General features: G+C 76.7%; 14 protein-coding genes and 1 pseudogene. 1 reads left to right on the top strand and 14 read right to left on the bottom strand.

Annotation, left to right across the window (positions count from 1 at the left end):
* Positions 1 to 51: 51 nt before the first annotated feature.
* The 7 genes from topA to bldG form a co-directional block, all read right to left on the bottom strand.
* Positions 52 to 2,886: a type I DNA topoisomerase gene (topA, locus tag ABT092_RS00705; protein WP_351238213.1), complete on the bottom strand. Its 2,835-nt coding sequence runs from the start codon at positions 2,884 to 2,886 to the stop codon at positions 52 to 54.
* A 315-nt stretch (positions 2,887 to 3,201) separates the two neighbouring features.
* Positions 3,202 to 3,399 carry a hypothetical protein gene (locus ABT092_RS00700; RefSeq protein WP_351238211.1) on the bottom strand — a complete coding sequence of 66 codons (198 nt, stop codon included), beginning with the start codon at positions 3,397 to 3,399 and terminating at the stop codon, positions 3,202 to 3,204.
* Between the two features lie 178 nt (positions 3,400 to 3,577).
* The gene (locus ABT092_RS00695; RefSeq protein ID WP_351238409.1) at positions 3,578 to 5,056 is read right to left on the bottom strand and encodes a DUF7059 domain-containing protein; all 1,479 of its coding nucleotides are present in this window, start codon (positions 5,054 to 5,056) and stop codon (positions 3,578 to 3,580) included.
* A 281-nt stretch (positions 5,057 to 5,337) separates the two neighbouring features.
* A complete protein-coding gene (locus tag ABT092_RS00690) occupies positions 5,338 to 5,907 on the bottom strand; it encodes a small secreted protein (RefSeq protein ID WP_351238210.1) in 570 nt (189 codons plus the stop codon).
* A gap of 185 nt (positions 5,908 to 6,092) precedes the next feature.
* On the bottom strand, positions 6,093 to 8,405 hold the full coding sequence (locus ABT092_RS00685; protein WP_351238208.1) for a sodium/proton-translocating pyrophosphatase: 2,313 nt from the start codon (positions 8,403 to 8,405) through the stop codon (positions 6,093 to 6,095).
* A 476-nt stretch (positions 8,406 to 8,881) separates the two neighbouring features.
* Complete coding sequence (locus ABT092_RS00680; protein ID WP_351238206.1) at positions 8,882 to 9,286, bottom strand: ATP-binding protein; 405 nt, start codon at positions 9,284 to 9,286, stop codon at positions 8,882 to 8,884.
* A gap of 104 nt (positions 9,287 to 9,390) precedes the next feature.
* Positions 9,391 to 9,732: an anti-sigma factor antagonist BldG gene (bldG, locus tag ABT092_RS00675; protein WP_351238204.1), complete on the bottom strand. Its 342-nt coding sequence runs from the start codon at positions 9,730 to 9,732 to the stop codon at positions 9,391 to 9,393.
* A 194-nt stretch (positions 9,733 to 9,926) separates the two neighbouring features.
* Between bldG and ABT092_RS00670 the strand changes: the two genes are divergently transcribed.
* Entirely contained in the window at positions 9,927 to 12,377 is a 2,451-nt protein-coding gene (locus ABT092_RS00670; protein ID WP_351238202.1) for a DEAD/DEAH box helicase, read from the top strand.
* A 135-nt stretch (positions 12,378 to 12,512) separates the two neighbouring features.
* On the opposite strand, the pseudogene ABT092_RS30985 reads toward ABT092_RS00670, so the two are convergent.
* The 7 genes and pseudogenes from ABT092_RS30985 to ssd form a co-directional block, all read right to left on the bottom strand.
* A pseudogene (locus tag ABT092_RS30985) lies at positions 12,513 to 12,716 on the bottom strand (Rv3654c family TadE-like protein); the annotation flags it as partial.
* A gap of 77 nt (positions 12,717 to 12,793) precedes the next feature.
* Positions 12,794 to 13,210: a TadE family type IV pilus minor pilin gene (locus ABT092_RS00660; RefSeq protein WP_351238200.1), complete on the bottom strand. Its 417-nt coding sequence runs from the start codon at positions 13,208 to 13,210 to the stop codon at positions 12,794 to 12,796.
* Positions 13,197 to 13,331 carry a DUF4244 domain-containing protein gene (locus ABT092_RS00655; RefSeq protein WP_351238198.1) on the bottom strand — a complete coding sequence of 45 codons (135 nt, stop codon included), beginning with the start codon at positions 13,329 to 13,331 and terminating at the stop codon, positions 13,197 to 13,199. Before ABT092_RS00655 ends, ABT092_RS00660 begins: the two co-directional genes overlap by 14 nt.
* A 243-nt stretch (positions 13,332 to 13,574) precedes the next feature.
* Positions 13,575 to 14,372: a type II secretion system F family protein gene (locus ABT092_RS00650; protein WP_351238196.1), complete on the bottom strand. Its 798-nt coding sequence runs from the start codon at positions 14,370 to 14,372 to the stop codon at positions 13,575 to 13,577.
* 53 nt (positions 14,373 to 14,425) lie between these two features.
* Positions 14,426 to 15,316 carry a type II secretion system F family protein gene (locus ABT092_RS00645; RefSeq protein WP_351238194.1) on the bottom strand — a complete coding sequence of 297 codons (891 nt, stop codon included), beginning with the start codon at positions 15,314 to 15,316 and terminating at the stop codon, positions 14,426 to 14,428.
* The gene (locus ABT092_RS00640; protein ID WP_351238192.1) at positions 15,313 to 16,473 is read right to left on the bottom strand and encodes a TadA family conjugal transfer-associated ATPase; all 1,161 of its coding nucleotides are present in this window, start codon (positions 16,471 to 16,473) and stop codon (positions 15,313 to 15,315) included. Before ABT092_RS00640 ends, ABT092_RS00645 begins: the two co-directional genes overlap by 4 nt.
* Positions 16,470 to 17,636 carry a septum site-determining protein Ssd gene (gene ssd, locus ABT092_RS00635; protein WP_351238190.1) on the bottom strand — a complete coding sequence of 389 codons (1,167 nt, stop codon included), beginning with the start codon at positions 17,634 to 17,636 and terminating at the stop codon, positions 16,470 to 16,472. Before ssd ends, ABT092_RS00640 begins: the two co-directional genes overlap by 4 nt.
* Positions 17,637 to 18,032: the final 396 nt, after the last annotated feature.

Genomic DNA, 18,032 nt, shown 5'->3' with positions numbered 1-18,032 from the left:
GCCCGAGGCCCCGCCGCGCGCCCGGAGACGGGGGGCGGCGGGGCTCTCCGGTCAGTCCTCGGCGGCGGTGGCCTTGGCCGTCGTCTTCTTGGCGGCCGTCTTCTTCGCGGCGGTCTTCTTCGCGGCGGTCTTCTTCGCCGGGGTCTTGGCGGCCGTCTTCTTGGCGGTGGTCGCCTTCTTCGCGGGCGCCTTCTTGGCCGGGGCCTTCTTGGCGGCCTTCTTCGCCGTCTTCTTGGCGGGGCCCTTGGCCCGCTTCTCGGCGAGCAGTTCGTAACCGCGTTCGGGGGTGATCTCCTCGACGCTGTCGGCGGCCCGCAGCGTCGCGTTGGTCTCCCCGTCGGTGACGTACGGCCCGAAGCGGCCGTCCTTCACCACCACCGGCTTCCCGCTGACCGGGTCCTCGCCCAGTTCCTTCAGGGGCGGCTTGGCCGCGGCCCGGCCGCGCTGCTTGGGCTGGGCGTAGATGGCCAGCGCCTCGTCCAGGGTGATGGTGAAGAGCTGGTCCTCGGAGGTGAGCGAGCGGGAGTCGGTGCCCTTCTTGAGGTAGGGCCCGTAGCGGCCGTTCTGCGCGGTGATCTCCACGCCCTCGGCGTCGGCGCCCACCACCCGCGGCAGGGACATCAGCTTGAGGGCCTCGTCCAGGGTGACGGTGTCCGGGGACATCGTCTTGAAGAGCGAGGCGGTCCGCGGCTTGACGGCGTTCTTGCCGGTCTTCGGGGTGCCCTCGGGCAGCACCTCGGTGACGTACGGGCCGTAGCGGCCGTTCTTGGCGACGATCGGGTGGCCGCTGACCGGGTCGGTGCCGAGTTCGAAGTCGCCGCTGGGCTTGGCCAGCAGTTCCTCCGCGTGGGCGACGGTCAGTTCGTCGGGGGCGAGGTCCTCGGGGACGTCGGCGTGCTGGTACCCCTCGGCGCCGCGCTCGCCGCGCTCGACGTAGGGGCCGTAGCGGCCGACGCGCAGCACGATGCCGTCCCCGACGGGGAACGAGGACACCTCGCGGGCGTCGATGGCGCCGAGGTCGGTGACGAGTTCCTTGAGGCCGCCGAGGTGGTCGCCGTCGCCGTTGCCGGCTTCGGCGGCGCCGCCGGCGTCCCGGGCCTCGCCCTCGCCGAAGTAGAACCGCTTGAGCCACGGCACGGCCTGGGCCTCGCCGCTGGCGATGCGGTCGAGGTCGTCCTCCATCTTGGCGGTGAAGTCGTAGTCGACCAGCCGGCCGAAGTGCTTCTCCAGCAGGTTGACCACGGCGAACGACAGGAAGGAGGGGACGAGCGCGGTGCCCTTCTTGAAGACGTAGCCGCGGTCCAGGATGGTGCCGATGATCGACGCGTAGGTGGACGGGCGGCCGATCTCGCGCTCTTCGAGCTCCTTGACCAGGCTGGCCTCGGTGTAGCGGGCGGGCGGCTTGGTGGCGTGTCCGTCGACGGACAGGGCGTCGGCGGAGAGCGGGTCGCCCTCGCTCACCTGCGGCAGCCGGCGCTCGCGGTCGTCCAGTTCGGCGTTGGGGTCGTCGGCGCCCTCGACGTACGCCTTGAGGAAGCCGTGGAAGGTGATCGTCTTGCCGGAGGCGGAGAACTCGGCGTCCCGGCCGTCCGCGGCGGTGCCGGCGATCTTGACGGTGACGGAGTTGCCGACGGCGTCCTTCATCTGGGAGGCGACGGTGCGCTTCCAGATCAGCTCGTAGAGCCGGAACTGGTCGCCGGTGAGTCCGGTGGCGGCGGGGGTGCGGAAACGATCACCCGAGGGGCGGATCGCCTCGTGCGCCTCCTGGGCGTTCTTGACCTTGCCGGCGTAGGTGCGCGGCTTGTCGGGCAGGTAGTCCGCCCCGTACAGCTGGGTGACCTGGGCGCGGGCGGCGGCCACGGCCGTGTCGCTGAGGGTCGTGGAGTCCGTCCGCATGTAGGTGATGAAGCCGTTCTCGTACAGCTTCTGCGCGACCTGCATCGTGGCCTTCGCGCCGAAGCCGAGCTTGCGGCTCGCCTCCTGCTGGAGGGTGGTGGTGCGGAACGGCGCGTACGGGGAGCGGCGGTACGGCTTGGACTCCACCGAGCGGACCGCGAACCGGGCCTGCTCCAGGGCGGCGGCCAGCGCGCGGGCGGCCGCCTCGTCGAGGTGGAGGGTGTTGGCGCCCTTGAGGCGGCCGAGCGAGTCGAAGTCGCGGCCCTGGGCGACCCGCTTGCCGTCGACGGAGGTGAGCCGGGCGACCAGCGAGGCCGGGTCGGAGGCGTCCCCGGTGCGGCCGGTGCCGAAGGTGCCGGTGAGGTCCCAGTACTCGGCGGAGCGGAAGGCGATGCGCTCGCGCTCCCGCTCGACGACGAGCCGGGTGGCGACGGACTGGACGCGGCCCGCCGACAGCCGCGGCATGACCTTCTTCCACAGGACGGGCGACACCTCGTAGCCGTACAGGCGGTCGAGGATGCGGCGGGTCTCCTGGGCGTCGACCAGCTTCTTGTTCAGTTGGCGCGGGTTGGCGACGGCCTCGCGGATCGCGTCCTTGGTGATCTCGTGGAAGACCATCCGGTGGACGGGGATCTTGGGCTTCAGCACCTCCTGGAGGTGCCAGGCGATGGCCTCGCCCTCGCGGTCCTCGTCGGTGGCGAGGAAGAGTTCGTCGGATTCGCTGAGCAGGTCCTTGAGCTTCTTGACCTGGGCCCGCTTGTCGGCGTTGACGACGTAGATGGGTTGGAAGTCGTGCTCGACGTCCACCCCGAGGCGGCGCACCTCGCCCGTGTACTTCTCCGGGACCTCGGCGGCCCCGCTGGGGAGGTCGCGGATGTGCCCGACGCTCGCCTCGACGACGTAGCCGGGGCCGAGGTAGCCCTTGATCGTCTTCGCCTTGGCAGGCGACTCGACGATCACGAGTCGGCGGGTCTCGCTGGTCGGGGACAACTTCTGCTCTTCTCTCCGGTCGGCGCTCGTTGACGCTGCGATGCGTCTCGTCGGCGGGTGCGGAACGGCGCCCGCACGCTGTCGCTGCGGAGTGTGACGGTACATCCCGCCCCCGTGTCAAACGGGAAAAGCCCGCAACGGCCACTCGAACGGTAACCCGACTACCACCTTTCCTGCCGCCCGGAGTGCCGACGGGGCCGAAGCACGTGCTGCGCCGGCGGCGAACAGCGGACGCGCCCCGGCCGGCCGGGGCCGACCGGGTGGCGGGATCCCGCCGCGACCGGCGCCCGGCCGGGACGGACGACGCCGGGACGGTCAGAGCTGGGCGAAGCACCAGAGGGCGAGCAGCAGGGCGAGCGCTCCCACGGTGGCCGCCACCGTCGCGGACCTGGTCCGGGCCACCCCCTCCGCGACCGGCAGCCCCTGCCACAGCCGGGCGCCCGTCCACACCAACAACGCGGCCCCGAACAGGGCGAACACCAATCCCGCGAAGATCGCCGGCGCACTCTCCATGGCCCTCAGCCTTCCGTTCCCCGGACCCCAGCGGTGGGAGGCTGGCAGGTGCGGACGTCGGCGTGGCGAACCGCGGGTGAACGCCGCCCCGCCGGCCGGGTGAACCCGTGCCGCGGACGGACCGGTGCCCTCGGCGACGGCCGGTCGGGCCGTGCGGGGCCGGCGGGCCGGGCCCGGATCAGCCGGTGACCGGCTCCAGGAAGCCCTGTTCGACCAATGACCGGATCTGTGCGGGGGTGTTCGACCTCAGCACCACCGGGTCCTCGCCCAGGAGTTGGGCGATGGCGTCCAGGATGCGGCCGGCGGTCATCGAGCCGTCGCACACCCCGGCGAACCCGGCGCCCACCGTGTCGACCCGGGCGGCCCGGCGCATGCCCCGGTTCTGACGCAGCACCACGTGCTCGGGGTCCTCCGCACCCGGCAGCCCGACCTGTTCCTGCACCACCTCGGCCGCGAGCCGGAAGCGGTCGGCCAGCAGGGCGGCGTCGTCGTGGTCGCGCAGGTAGTCCTGGCGGGCGAAGTGGGCGCGGACGGCGTCCCCGAGGGGCTGCTCCACCGGGTGCGGCCACTCCTCGACGGTGATGGAGGTGCGGGGCGCGCCGGTGCGGCGCAGGGTGATCCAGCCGAAGCCCACGGCGCGGGTGTCGAGCGCGGCGAACTCGTCGAGCCAGGCGTCGTAGCGGGCGGCGTACGCGGCCGGGTCGGCACGGTGGTCGCCGGCGTCCCGCAGCCACAGTTCCGCGTACTGGGTGACGTCCTGGACCTCGCGCTGCACGATCCAGGCGTCGCAGCCGCGCGGCACCCAGGACCGCAGCCGCTCCGTCCAGTCCTCGCCGTCCACGTGCTGCCAGTTGGCGAGGAACTGCGCGTACCCGCCCGGGTTGAGCCGCTCCCCCGCCTGCTGGACGAGCGCCCGGCACAGCGCGTCGCCGCTCATGCCGCCGTCGCGGTAGGCGAGCCGGGCCCCGGGCGAGATCACGAACGGCGGGTTGGAGACGATCAGGTCGAAGGTGCGGTCGCCGACCGGTTCGAACAGCGACCCCTCCAGCACCTCGGCCGCGGGCGCCCCGGAGAGGGCGAGGGTGAGCCGGGTGATGTGCAGGGCGCGCGGATTGAGGTCGGTCGCGGTGACCCGGGTGGCGTGGCGGGAGGCGTGCAGGGCCTGGATGCCGGAGCCGGTGCCGAGGTCCAGCGCGGCGCCGACCGGGGTGCGCACGGTGATGCCGGCGAGGGTGGTGGAGGCGCCGCCCACGCCGAGGACGACGCCCTCCTCGGCGGGCGCGCCGTCCGCCCCGGCGGCCCCGCCGGCGCCCCCGACCGCGCACCCGAGGTCGGAGACGATGAACCAGTCCTCGCCGTCGGGCCCGCCGTAGGGCCGGACGTCGACGCTCGCCGCGAGTTCGTCCCCGCCCACCGCGGTCAGCCATCCGGCGGCCTCGCAGGCGGCGACCGGGAGCACCGCGGCGAGCCGGGCGCGGGGCACCGGCTGCTGGAGCAGGAACAGCCGGACGAGGGCGTCCAGGGGCCCTTCGCCGCGGCTGGCGCGCAGCGCGGGCACGGTCTCGCCGCGGGCGAGCGCCGCGTAGGCGGGGGCGCCGAGCAGTTCCAAGAGGCCGTCCGCGGTGAAGTCGGCGGCGAGCAGGGCCTCTCGCAGCAGGGCGGCGGTGCCGGGGCCGGCCGGCGCGTCGGCCCCGGCCGGTGGGCCGGGGGGCGTCGGTGCTCCGGGGGCCCCGTCCCCGGGGGCCGTGGAGGATGCGGGAGGACCGTCGAGCGCGGGCAGCCGGGAGAGAGTCACGCCGCCATTGTCACCCGCCGGGTGGGCGGAGGACGGCCGCGTGTCCGCCGGACGGCCGGGGCCGCCGGCGGGCGCACGGCCGTCCGGGACGCTTCGCGGGGACCGCGCCCGGCCCGGCGCGGGGACCGCGCCCGGCCCGAGCGTCAGCCGGTGGCCGCGGCCGGGGCGGTGCCGGCGACCTTGCAGCTCTCCTGCTTCTGCATGGCCTTGCCCACGTCGCCCTCCTCCAGCTTCTTGAGGGCGTCGGTCCCGCTCCGGCCGAGCTTGATCAGCTCGCCGGCGACGTCGTCGAGGCCGCTGGCGAACTGGCCCTGGTCCTCGGTGTCGAGGCCGTCGACCTGCTTCTTCAGCCCGGCGTAGGCGGCGGAGATGGCGTTCAGTTCCTTGACCGCGTTCTGCTGCTTGGTCTCGCCGTCGTCGACGGGCGGGGCGCCGGCCCCGTGCACGGCCGTGCCGATCGCCTTGTAGGCATCGGACATGTCCTGGAACGCCTTGGAGTCCGTCGTCTTGACGTCCTCCGGCTTGCTGTTGTCGGCGGTCTGCGCCTGGATCGCCTTGTTGGCGCCCTCGATCTTCTTCGCCTGGGGCTGGACGGCGTCGCAGACCGTCTTGGCCCACTTGTCGAGCTTCTCGTTGCCGTCGTCGCCGCATCCCGACAGGGCCAGTACGAGTACCGCACCGCCGGACAGTGCGACAGCGAGCTTCTTGTTCACCGGATCGGTCCCTTCCGTGGCCTCTCGGCCCCGGAACATACACGGCGGCCGGTGGAGCACCGCCGCGGGGGCATCCGCTCCGCCCCCTTTTGAAGCCATTTGCACCAAGAGCCGTGGCGCCCGGGGGAGAGAAGACTCACGACGGGGCCGGGCAGCCCCGGGAGACGCGGACGACGGAGTCCGGGTCACCCCAACGGATCGGGCCCACCGGCGTGTTGCGGCTCCCGGCGCGCTCCGTCGACCTCCGCCGCGCCGTGCGGTCCGTGATCCCGGCGGGCGACGGCGGCGCGGACGGCGACGAGGACGAGCACCGTGCAGGCGGTGACCGCGATCAGGGCGCGGACCAGGGGATCGGCACCGGGGCCGGGGCCGAGGGCGTGAACCGCGGGCACGATCAGCAGGGCCGCCGTTCCCATCGCGGTCAGCAGCGGGTCGACCGCCGGTCCCACGGTGTCCCGGAACGGGCCGCCGGCCGCGCCGGGCCCCGCGCCGCACCGGTCCCCGGGGCCGTCCGGGACCCCGTCGCCGCAGTGGGCGAGGAACGCCGCCAACAGGACGCCGGTGGCGATCGCGCCGGCGAGGAACGCGCCGAGCGGGCCGGGGCCGAGGGCGAAGCCGACCGCCACGGGGGCGAGGACCGCGAGCAGCCCGGGGGCCGACGACTCCCGCAGCGCGTCCCGGGTGCACAGGTCGACCACCCGCCCGTACCCGGGCCGCTCGGTGCGCTCGGTGATCCCGGGGCGCTCCCGGAGCTGCCGCCGCGCCTCCCGCACCACGGCGTCCGCCGACCGGGTCGCCGCGCCGATCGCCGCCCCCGCGAACAGGCACACCACCGCCGCGCCCGCGAGCAGCCCGAGCAGATGGGCGGGGCGGGCGGGGTCCGCCGCGAGGTGCGGCGCACCGGCGGCGGACCGGGAGGCGCCGAGCAGGGCGGTGGCCGCGAGGGCGGACGCGGCGACGGTGACCATCCGGGCGACCGCCCCGGCGGCGTCCCCGAGCGCGCCCGGTCCGGCGAGCGCCCGGGAGCCCGCCCCGTGCTCCTCGGCGGAGATCCCGAGGACGCCCCGCGCGGTGTCGGTGACGGGGCCCAGCGCGTTCACCGCGACGAGCACGCCGACCGTGGTCAGCAGCCCCGAGCCGGCGAGCGCCACCGCGAACAGGGCCAGGGCGGTCGACGCGCCGCCGAGCAGGAACGCCCCGGCCGCGGTGAGCCCGACGAGCAGGGCGGTGCCGGCGGCGGCCCGCAGCCCGGCCCCGGTACCGACCACGGCGGCCGGCCCCCCGGTGCCGGGCCCGGGGCGGCGAGCGGCCCCCGCGAACCGTCGGGCGAGGGCCGCCGCGGCGATGCCGACGGCGACGGCGGTGCACACCAGGACCCGGGGGTCGCCGGCCGCGGCCCGTACGGCGGGGTCGGTCACCCCGGCCAGGGCGGCGAAGGAGGACGGCAGTCCGAGGAACGCCGCCACCCCGACCAGGGCCAGGGCGGTTGCCGCGGCGACGGGGAAGCCGCGGCCGATCGCCGCCGTCCCGCTCGGGTCGGTCCGCCGCGGCCCCACCGCGAAGATCCCGATCGCCGTGGCGACCACGCCGATGGCGGACACCAGGAGCGGGAAGGCCAGCCCGACGTCGCCGAGGGCGGCCCGGCCGAGGAGCAGCGTGACGACGAGGCTCACCGCATGGGCCGCGAAGAGGTCGGCGGCGGTGCCCGCGCCGTCTCCGACGCCGTTGCCCACCAGGTCGGCGAGGGCCGCGGCATGGCGCGGGTCGTCCTTGGCCACGTCCCGGCCGCCGGCGGTGACCAGCCCGGCCCCCGGGTCGGCGGCACGGGCGAAGAGGCCCCCGCCGAGCCGGAGGAACACGGCGACGAGGGCGGCGCCCAGCCCGAAGCCGGTCAGCACCTCGGGGGCGTCCGCCGCGTGCACCAGCACCGTGCCGCAGACCCCCAGCAGCGCGAGGCCGGCCGTGAGGACGCCGACCGCGCCGCCGGTGCGGAACGCGAGCCGTGCGGTCCGGCGGAGGACCGCGGCCCCGGGCGCGGTCCCGGTGGTGACGGGTCCGGGCCGGCGCGGCTCGCCGAGGACGGCGGCCCGGGAGGCCGCCGCGACCCGTGCGCCGCCGAGGACCGCGAGGCGCGTGCCGAGGTGGCCGGAGAGCGCCGCGAGCCCGGCGCCGAGCAGGAAGGACACCGATCGGCCGGCGCGCTGGTTCCCGTCGGCGGCGGGAAGCAGGAGCAGCAGGGCGCAGCCGATCGCCACGAGGAGGGCGAGGGTGCGCAGGTGGCGGGTCAGGTGGGTGCGCGCGCCTTCCCGCACGGCGGCGGCGATCCGCTTCGTGCGGTCGGTGCCTTCGTCGGCCGCGCGGACCCGGTGCGCCAGGACCGCGGCCACCAGGAGGGCGGCCACGGCGACGGTCGCGGCGGCCATGACGGTCAGGCGGAGGTCCGTCGTCAGGACCGCGGCGGCGTGGCTGGTGTCCGGCCGGGGGTGGGGTTGCGCCATTCGTCCTTCTCCGTGCCGGGGGCGCGGCCCGCGCCCCGTCCCCGCGGCCGGACGGGCCCGGGCCGTGAACGTGCTCGTGGCTCGTGGCTCGTAGGGGGTGCGGGTGGTGCCGGGCCGCCGCGGGAGGCCCGGGCGGGAGCCCCGGTCCCGGCGCAAGGGGCCCTGACGGGCCCGGCCGGGGGCGGGGGTGTGGGCCTGGCCCGGGGGTGGGGTGGTTCGGGGGCGCCGGGGTGGGCGGCCCGTCCGCAGGAGCACGGTAGTGGGCGGCGGTGCGGTCACCGGAAGGGCGCGGCTGCGTGTCGGGATTTCTCCGTGCGAGGACGCCCGAACGGGTGGCGCACCGGGCGGGCCCGGGCCGCTGGGGCCCCGGGGGCGCCTCGGCCCGGCGGCGGGGCGCGGGGGCGGTGCGGGGCCGCACCCGGGGGCGGGCGGCGGGGGCGTGAACGCCCGCGGGCCGCCCCTGGGGGTGCGGGGGGTTACGGGGCCGGGGTGGGCCAGGTCATGCGGATGGCGCCGCCGGACGGGTCGGAGGTGACCTCGACGTCGTCCACCAGGCCGCTGATCACCGCGAGGCCCATGTCGTCCTCGCTCTCGGCGTCCTCCCCGGAGCCGACCGCGTCCGGGGCGGAGCGGGGGGCCTCGTCGCCGACCACGATGGAGAACTGCTTCTCCTCCTCGATCAACTGCACCTGCACCGGCGCGTCGATGCCGGCGTCCTGGTGCAGGCCGACCGCGCGGGTGCACGCCTCGCCGACCGCGAGGCGGACCTCGTCCAGGACGGCCTCGTCGACACCTGCTCGGCGGGCCACGGCGGCCGCGACCAGTCTGGCGGTCCGCACGTGTTCGGGGAGTGCGCTGAAACGGAGTTCCACGGTTGCCATGCGTCCCCCTCGGACGGGCCGACGTGCTGTTCGGGGGCCGGGCCAGGGGCCCGGCCCCCAGGGTCGTACGACCTCCCCGGGCCTGGCCCGGGGAGGGTCGGTCGTCAGTCGGTGGCGGCGACGGCGTCCTCGACCGAGGTGTGGATCGGGAACACCTTGGTCAGACCGGTGATGCGGAAGATCTTCAGGATGCGCTCCTGGTTGCACACCAGACGCAGCGAACCCTCGTGGGCGCGCACCCTCTTCAGCCCGCCCACCAGTACGCCGAGCCCGGTGGAGTCGAGGAAATCGACGCCCTCCATGTCGACGACGAGGTGGAAGCTGCCGTCGTTCACCAGCTCGACCAGCTGCTCCCGCAGCTTGGGCGCGGTATACACATCGATTTCGCCACCGACCTCGACGACCGTACGATCGCCGACGGTACGGGTCGACAGGGACAGGTCCACAGATCCTCCAGCACCTTGCTATCGAGCGGTCGCCCCTCGGGACACCTCGGCATGAACCCCCGGGACGGATCGCCAGCCGCGTGGGCATTCAATCATGGAGCACCCCCCATGGCGGCGGGGACGACCAAAGCCGCAGGAGCCTCTGCGGCGCCTGACAGTGATTGTCCACCAGACCAGTGACACACTCGGTGCCAATGGCCGATTTGACTCATCTTCCTCGCCTGCCCGGGCGTCCGGGTCGCCCCGGACCTCCGGGTGGTACTGGCGTGTCCGGCCCCGGAACGGATGCCGACGACGCTCCCGACGCCGTCCTGCGCCGGTTGACGGCACGGCAAGGGAGGGCCACCCGCATCACTCATACGGAGCACTTGCCCCCGCGTGCGGGGCGCCATGCCGAGTGGCCGCCGGGGATTCGCCCCGAGGTGACCGCCGCGCTCCGGGAGGCCGGGATCGAGCGCCCCTGGGCCCACCAGGCGACGGCGGCGCGGCACGCCCTGGACGGGGAGTCGGTCGTCGTCGCCACCGGCACCGCTTCCGGCAAGTCGCTGGCGTACCTGGTGCCCCTGTTGTCGGCGGTGCTGGACGGCTCCGAGGCGCCGAACGGCCGGGGGGCCACGGCCCTGTACCTGGCGCCGACGAAGGCGCTCGCCGCCGACCAGCTCCGGTTGGTGCGGGAACTGGCGGCCCCGCTGGGCAGTGCGGTGCGCCCGGCGGTGTACGACGGCGACACCCCGTTCGAGGAACGCGAGTGGATCCGCCAGTACGGCACGTACGTCCTGACCAATCCGGACATGCTGCACCGCGGCATCCTCCCCTCGCACCCCCGCTGGTCCTCCTTCCTGCGGGCGCTGCGGTACGTGGTGATCGACGAGTGCCACACCTACCGCGGCGTCTTCGGCTCGCACGTCGCCCAGGTGGTGCGCCGGCTGCGCAGGCTGTGCGCCCGGTACGGCTCCGAGCCGGTGTTCCTGCTGGCGTCGGCGACCGCCGCGGACCCGGCCGTCGCCGCCGGGCGGCTCACGGGCGTGCCGGTCGTGGAGGTGGCCGACGACGCCTCGCCGCGTGGTGAACTGGTGTTCGCCCTGTGGGAGCCGCCGCTGACCGAGTTGCAGGGCGAGAAGGGCGCACCGGTGCGCCGCACCGCCACCGCGGAGACCGCCGACCTCCTCACCGACCTGGTGCGCGACGAGGTGCGCACCGTCGCCTTCGTCCGGTCCCGCCGCGGCTCCGAGCTGATCTCCGTGATCGCACAGGACCGGCTCGCCGAGACGGACCGCGCCCTGGCCCACCGGGTCGCCGCCTACCGGGGCGGCTACCTCCCCGAGGAGCGCCGGGCGCTGGAGCGCGCCCTGCACTCCGGTGAACTGCTCGGGCTCGCCGCCACGACCGCGCTCGAACTCGGCGTGGACGTGTCCGGGCTGGACGCCGTCCTGATCTGCGGCTACCCGGGAACCCGGGCCTCCCTGTGGCAGCAGGCGGGCCGGGCCGGACGCGCCGGGCAGGGCGCGCTGGCCGTCCTGGTCGCCCGAGACGACCCCCTGGACACCTACCTCGTCCACCACCCCGAGGCCCTGTTCGACCAACCGGTCGAGTCGACGGTGCTCGACCCGGACAACCCGTACGTGCTCGCCCCCCATCTGTGCGCCGCCGCGGCGGAGCTTCCGCTCACCGACGGGGACCTGGCGCTCTTCGGCCCGGCGGCGCCCGGGCTGCTGCCCCAGTTGGAGGCGGCGAAGCTGCTGCGCCGGCGCACCGCCGCCTGGCACTGGACGCGGCGGGAGCGCGCCGCCGACCTCACCGACATCCGGGGCGGCGGCGGGACGCCCGTGCAGATCGTGGAGGCGGACAGCGGGCGGCTGCTCGGCACGGTGGACGCTTCGGCCGCGCACTCCTCCGTCCACGAGGGCGCCGTCCACCTGCACCAGGGGCGCAGCTATCTGGTGCGGCGCCTGGACCTCGACGACTCCGTCGCCCTGGTGGAACCGGCCGCCCCCACCTACTCCACGGTCGCGCGGGACGTGACCTCGGTGTCCGTGTTGGAGACCGACCTCGTGGTCCCCTGGGGGGCCGGCCGGCTCTGCTACGGGTCGGTGGAGGTCACCCACCGGGTGGTGTCGTTCCTGCGCCGCCGGTTGGTGACGGGCGAGGTGCTCGGCGAGACCAAGTTGGACCTGCCGCCGCGCACCCTGCGCACCCGCGCGGTGTGGTGGACGGTCACCGAGGACCAGTTGGACGCCGCCCGGATCGGCCCGGAGCAGTTGGCCGGCGCCCTGCACGCCGCCGAGCACGCCTCGATCGGCATGCTGCCGCTCTTCGCCACCTGCGACCGCTGGGACATCGGCGGGGTGTCGGTCCCGCTGCACGCGGACACGCTGCTGCCCACCGTGTTCGTGTACGACGGCCACCCCGGTGGGGCGGGGTTCGCGGAACGCGCCTTCCACACCGCCCGGGAGTGGCTGACCGCCACCCGGGAGGCCATCGCCGTCTGCGAGTGCACGGCCGGGTGCCCCTCCTGCGTGCAGTCCCCCAAATGCGGCAACGGCAACGACCCCCTGCACAAGCGGGGTGCGGTGCGGCTGCTGACGGCACTCCTGTCCGGGGCCCCGGACCCAGGACGGGCCGCCGGGACGCCCTCCACCGGCTGAGCAGCCGGCCCCGCCCCGGCCCGGCGCGGTCCGGGCCCCGGGGACGGGCACGGCCGGGAGGGGCAGCGCTCCGGGCGGGCCCGCGCGGGCCCGGTCCTCGGCGACCAGCGGGGCCCGGCCCGCCGCCACCCGCACCTCGGCGACCTCTCCGGCCAGCGCGCACCGCAGGACCCGGGCCCCGTTGGCGCCGGCGACGGTGCGCGCCCGGGCGCAGGCGGCCGCCGGGCCGTCCGCCCAGCGGTCCGCCGCCGCGAGCGCGGCGAGGTCGGCCGCCGCGGCGGCCCGGTGCCGCACGGTCGCCGCCTGGCCCAGGGCGAGCACCGCCGTGAACACCACCATCAGCACGGCGATCCCCGTCACGGCCCACACCGTCGCCGCACCGCGGTCGCCCGGGCGGGGGCGGTGGTGCGGGGCCCTCACGGCAGCACCTCCGCGTCCTCCTCGGCCGCGGCGACCGCCGTGTGCCGCAGCCGCAGGGGCACCGCGTCCGGCCCGGGCGGGGGCGCGACGACCTCCACCCGCACCAGTCCGTCCGCCCGGCGCACCGTGACCCGTGCGCCCTCGGGGGCCGCCCGACGGGCCCGGTCCACCACCACCGCGTCCGGGTCCTGCCGGGCGGCGGCCCGGGCTCCGGCCCGGGCCGCGTCCACGCACTGGATCTGGGCGGCGGCCGCCAGCAGCGCCCACACGAGGGCGAGGGCGAACACCGTCAGGACCGGGAGGACCACCGCCGACTCCGCCGTCACGAAGCCGCGATCGGGCGACCGGGGGGCCGGCGGCGGGCCCGTGCCCACCGGCGCCCCCGGCTCCCGCCCGGCCTCACGGCGCGGCATCGAGGGCCCGTTCCACCAGGCCGTACAGCGCCGCACTCACCCGGTCGCTGGTGACCACCTTGTACAGCACCCCGGCGAACCCCACCGCCGCGATCAGCCCGACCGCGTACTCGGAGGTCACGACCCCGCGATCGGTGTTCGCCCGGGACCGGGCCGCGCCGCTCCGGGGACCGGTCGGGGTCCCGCTCCGGGTCCGGGCCCGCGCCCTCGCCGCCGGCCGCGCCGGGCTCCGTCCGGTGCTCGTCGTGCCTTCCTCGTCCATGTCCGTCTCCCCGTTCCCGCGCTCCGGTTCCGGAGCGCGTCGTTCCGTTCGTTCGGCCCGTTCCTCGACGGGCGTCACGTCGACGCGTGTCGTGGTCCTCGCTCAGCCCGCGCCGGGCCCCCACATCCGTTCGGCCAGTCCGATCACCACCGGCAGCACCCCGATGACGAGGAACGCGGGCAGGAAGCACAGCCCCACGGGCGCCGTGATCAGGACTCCGGCCCGCCGGGCCCGGGCGGCCCGTCGCCGTCCGCGTGCGGCCCGGACCTCCGCGGCGTACCGGGCCACGGGAGCCGCGGCCGGGGCCCCCGATTCGGTCGCCTGCGCCAGCAACCGGGCCAACCCGCCCGCCTCCGGCAGTGCCGCCAACGCGCGCCAGGCTTCGCCCGGTGCGGCGCCGAGCCGCACCTCCGCCGCGCCCCGCACCAGGGCCGCCCCCACCGAGCCGTCCGTCGAACCGTCCGGCGGTCCCACCAGCGACTCCCCCACCGCTCGGGCGGCCGTCACCGGGTCCGCGCCGGCCGCCACGCACGCGGCCAGCAGGTCGGCCGCCAGGGGGAGTTCGGGGTCCGGTTCGGGTGCGGCCGGCCCCGGTGGCCTACTGCGGTCGAACCAGCCGGCGGCGACCGCGGCCACCGCCCCGACCAGGACCCCGACGATCCCCTCGGCCCAGAGGAACCCGACGCACCAGGCCCCCGCGGGCACCATCCAGCGCTGGTGCCGGCCGGGTGCGGGCCGGCCCCCCGGCCGCCCCGGCCCCGGAGAGCGGCTCGCCGGACGGTCCGGCCGGCCTCCGCCGGTGTCCAGCACCCGGCCCGGGTCCACCGGGCGTCCCGCCCGGGCCAGTTGCTCCGCCACGCGGGCCCACCGCACGGCCCGCTCGCCCCGTCCCGTGCCCATCAGGTCCTCCTCGTCGACCGCTCCCGCCCGGCCCGTCCGCCGGAGGCGGGCCCTCACCGCTCGGCGCCCCGTACGATCCGCGACGCCCACCACAGCCCCGCCGTCTCCAAGGCCGCCCCCGCGCCCAGGCACAGCAGCCCGGCGCCGGTGTGCAGCAGCACCCGGAGGGGCTGCGCGCCGAGCGCCCAGCCGAACAGCAGCCCCACCGCCGGCAGTCCGGCGAGCAGCACCGCGGTCGCCCGGGCCGCCGCGCACCCGGCGCGCAGTTCACCGCGCCGCTCCCGCTCCGCCCGCAGCGCGTTCTCCACCCGTTCCAGTCCGGCGGCGAGCCCCGCGCCCCGGTCGACCGCCACCCGCCAGCAGGCGGCGAGCCCGCGCAACCCCTCGGCCCCCGGTTCGAGGGCCGCGCCGGCCAGGGTGCGGGGCACGTCCCCGCCGAACCGGGCGGCGGCCAGGACCCGTTCGCGGTGGCCGCCGAGTCCGCTGCCGGACGCCCCGGTCAGTGCCACCAGGGCCTCGCCCGGCTGGCGTCCGGCCCGCACCTCGCCCACCAGCGCGGCGCACAGCGCGATCACCTCGTCCGCCCGCTGCTCCCGGGCGATCCGCCGGGCCCGTCCGCGAAGCGCCCGCCGGGCCGGCGGCACCGCCAGCACGGCCAGGACCAGCGGGACGGGCGAGCCTCCCGCGAGGGCCAGCACCGCGCCGCCGGCCAGGAGCCACGCCTCGCCTCCGACCCGTCCCCGCGCCCGTCCGAGCAGACGCGCGACAGCGGCTCCGTACGGGTTCGGTGCCTCGGCCGCCCCCGGCGGGGCGAGGAGCACCCGCCTGTGCCGGGCACGCCCCGCCCGACGGGCCCGGGCCGCCGTCGCCAGGGCGGCGGCGCAGAGCGCGAGCGCCCAGAACAGGGCCGTCCATCCGGGTGCGCCGGGGGTCGGGGCGGTCACAGGGCCTCCCCGAGCAGTTCCCGCAGCCGGGGCCAGCCCCGCTCGCGGGTGAACCCACCGGGCGCCCACCGCAGCGCGGGGGCCGTCACCACCAGGCCCGAGGGGTCGCGTTCCAGTACCCGCACCTCGGCGACCCGGCGCCCTCCCCGGCGGTCCCGCACCAGGTGGAGCACCACCGACACCGCGGCGGCGAGTTGGCTGTGCAGGGCGGCCCGGCCCAGCCCGGCGGCCATGGCGAGCGCCTCCAGCCGGGCCGGTACCGCGGCGGCGGCGTTCGCGTGCAGGGTGCCCGAGCCGCCCTCGTGACCGGTGTTGAGCGCGGCGAGCAGGTCCAGGACCTCGCCGCCGCGCACCTCGCCGACCACGAGGCGGTCGGGGCGCATCCGCAGTGCCTGGCGCACCAGGTCCCGCAGGCTCACCAGGCCCGCGCCCTCCTGGTTGGCGGGCCGGGCCTCCAGCCTGACCACATGGGGGTGCTCGGGGCGCAGCTCCGCGGAGTCCTCGGCGAGGACGATGCGTTCGCCGGGGGCGACGAGCCCGAGCAGGGTGCTCAGCAGCGTCGTCTTCCCGGTGCCGGTGCCCCCGCTGACCAGGTAGGACAACCGGGCGTCCAGCAGGGCCCGCAGGAGGCGGTCGCCGCCCGGGGGCACCGTGCGGGCGGCCACCAGTTCGTCGAGGGTGAAGGCGCGGGGTCGGGCCACCCGCAGGGACAGGCAGGTCGAGCCGACCGCGACGGGCGGCAGCACGGCGTGCAGCCGGGTGCCGTCGGGCAGTCGGGCGTCGACCCAGGGGCGGGCGTCGTCGAGTCGGCGGCCGGCCGCGGCGGCGAGGCGTTGGGCGAGCCGGCGGACCGCTGCGGCGTCGGGGAACGCGATCCCGGTCAGGTGCAGTCCGCGCCCCCGGTCGGCCCACACCCGGTCGGGCGCGGAGACCAGGACGTCGGTGACCTCCGGGTCGGCGAGCAGGGGGTCCAGCGGTCCGGTGCCCACCAGTTCGGAGCGCAACCGCTCCGTGGTGCCGAGGAGTTCGGCGTCACCGAGGACGACGGACTGGGCCCGCAGCGCTTCGGCGACATGGGCCGGGGTGGCGTCCAGCCCGCTGCGGGCGAGCCACTGGCGCACGCCGTCGAGGAGGTGCCCGCCGGCTGTCGCGCTCATGCGCCCGCTCCGTCCGGGCCGGGGGCGACGGGCGCGACCCGGTCCCAGAAGGCCGCGCAGAACCGGGCGAGCGGTCCCCGCGGGTCGTGGCCGGGCGGCCGGCCGGCCTCCCGGGCCGTCCGAAGCCCCGGTTCCCGGGGGAGTTCTCCCGCGTAGGGCAGGTCGAGCAGCCGGGCGGTGCCGGCGCCGTCCGGGCCGCCCGGGGGCCGCCGTCCGGCCGGCACGACCGCCCGCAGGTCCCGCAGCACGGGGCGGACCGCGGTCGCCATCCGCCCGGCGGCCGCGACCGGGCGCAGCCCGCGGGGCACCAACAGGAGCCCGAGGTCCAGTTGGGCGAGCACCTGGGCCGCTCCGGCGTCGACCCGCCGCGGGAGGTCCACGACGACCGTGCCGTCGCGCCGGCGGGCGGCGGCCAGGACGGCGCGCACCGCGTCCGGGGGCACCGGGGCCGCGTCCCCGTCCCGGCCCCAGCTGAGGACCCGCAGGCCGTGCAGGGCGGGCAGGGCCTCCTCCAGCGCGCCGCCGCCGACCCGGCCCCGGGAGCCGGCGAAGGCGGGCCAGCGCAGTCCTTCGGCGGCTTCGCCGCCCAGCAGGACGTCGAGGCCGCCGCCGAGCGGGTCGGCGTCCACCAGCAGGGTGCGGCGGCCCCTGCGGGCCGAGGCGAGGGCGAGGGCGCAGGCGAGGGTGGAGGCCCCGGCTCCGCCGGTGCCGCCGAGCACCCCGACCGTCAGGGCGGGGCGTCCGGCGCCCTCGGCGACATCGGCGATCCGGTCGACCAGCCACGGTTCGTCCTGCGGCAGCAGGAGGGCGTGGTGGGCGCCGACCTCGACCGCGCGCCGCCAGCGCCCGGGGTCGTCCGGGGCACGGCTCACCAACAGCACGTCCGGGCGGCGCGCGGCGCCCCGGACCCGGGGCACGGCGTCGTCCCCGACGATGACCAACGGGGCGCTCTCCCACCCTGCGGTGTCCGGTGGCCCGGGCCGGACCGCGGCCCGGGTGCCCGCCGCCGCGCAGAGCCGCAGCAGGTCGTCGAGGAGGTCCGGGTCCTCGGTGAGCACCAGCGGTGCTCCGGGTTCGGTCCGGTCGGCACCGGGGGCGCCCCGTGCCGGCGCCGTGCTCCGGCCCCGTCCGCCGCCCCGTCCCGTGGTCGTGTCCCTGCCCATCTCGTCCCCCGTTCCGTCCGGGCCCGCGCAGGGCCCGTCGCCGTCGTCGGACGCGGTGCCCGCCGGGCGGGCACGGCGCGCGTCCTCACTGCGGCGCGACCGCGGGGCCGGGGCGTTCCGGGCCCGGCAATCCCCGCGCCCGTGGCGCGGAGTTCCGAGTTCCGTTCCGTTCGTCGCTCGCGAGCACCGGAATCCGGCCGCGCGAACCACCACCCGGCGCACCGTGGAACTCCACGGTCGACCGCGCCGGAATCACGATGCGCCGATCCCGGAAATCGTGTGGATCTTGGTCAAAAACCGTGGACGGAGGCCGACCTGTGAATAACTTCATCACTCGAACCGGTGACGACCGGACCCCGCGGTTAACCCCTCGACACCGGCCGGAGCCATGACCCA

The organism is Streptomyces sp. NPDC002490 (assembly GCF_040296045.1).
In the GTDB taxonomy this organism is placed as follows: Bacteria; Actinomycetota; Actinomycetes; order Streptomycetales; family Streptomycetaceae; genus Streptomyces.
Note: the sequence above shows the minus strand (reverse complement) of the source record. Positions and strands in the feature narration are given on the sequence as shown.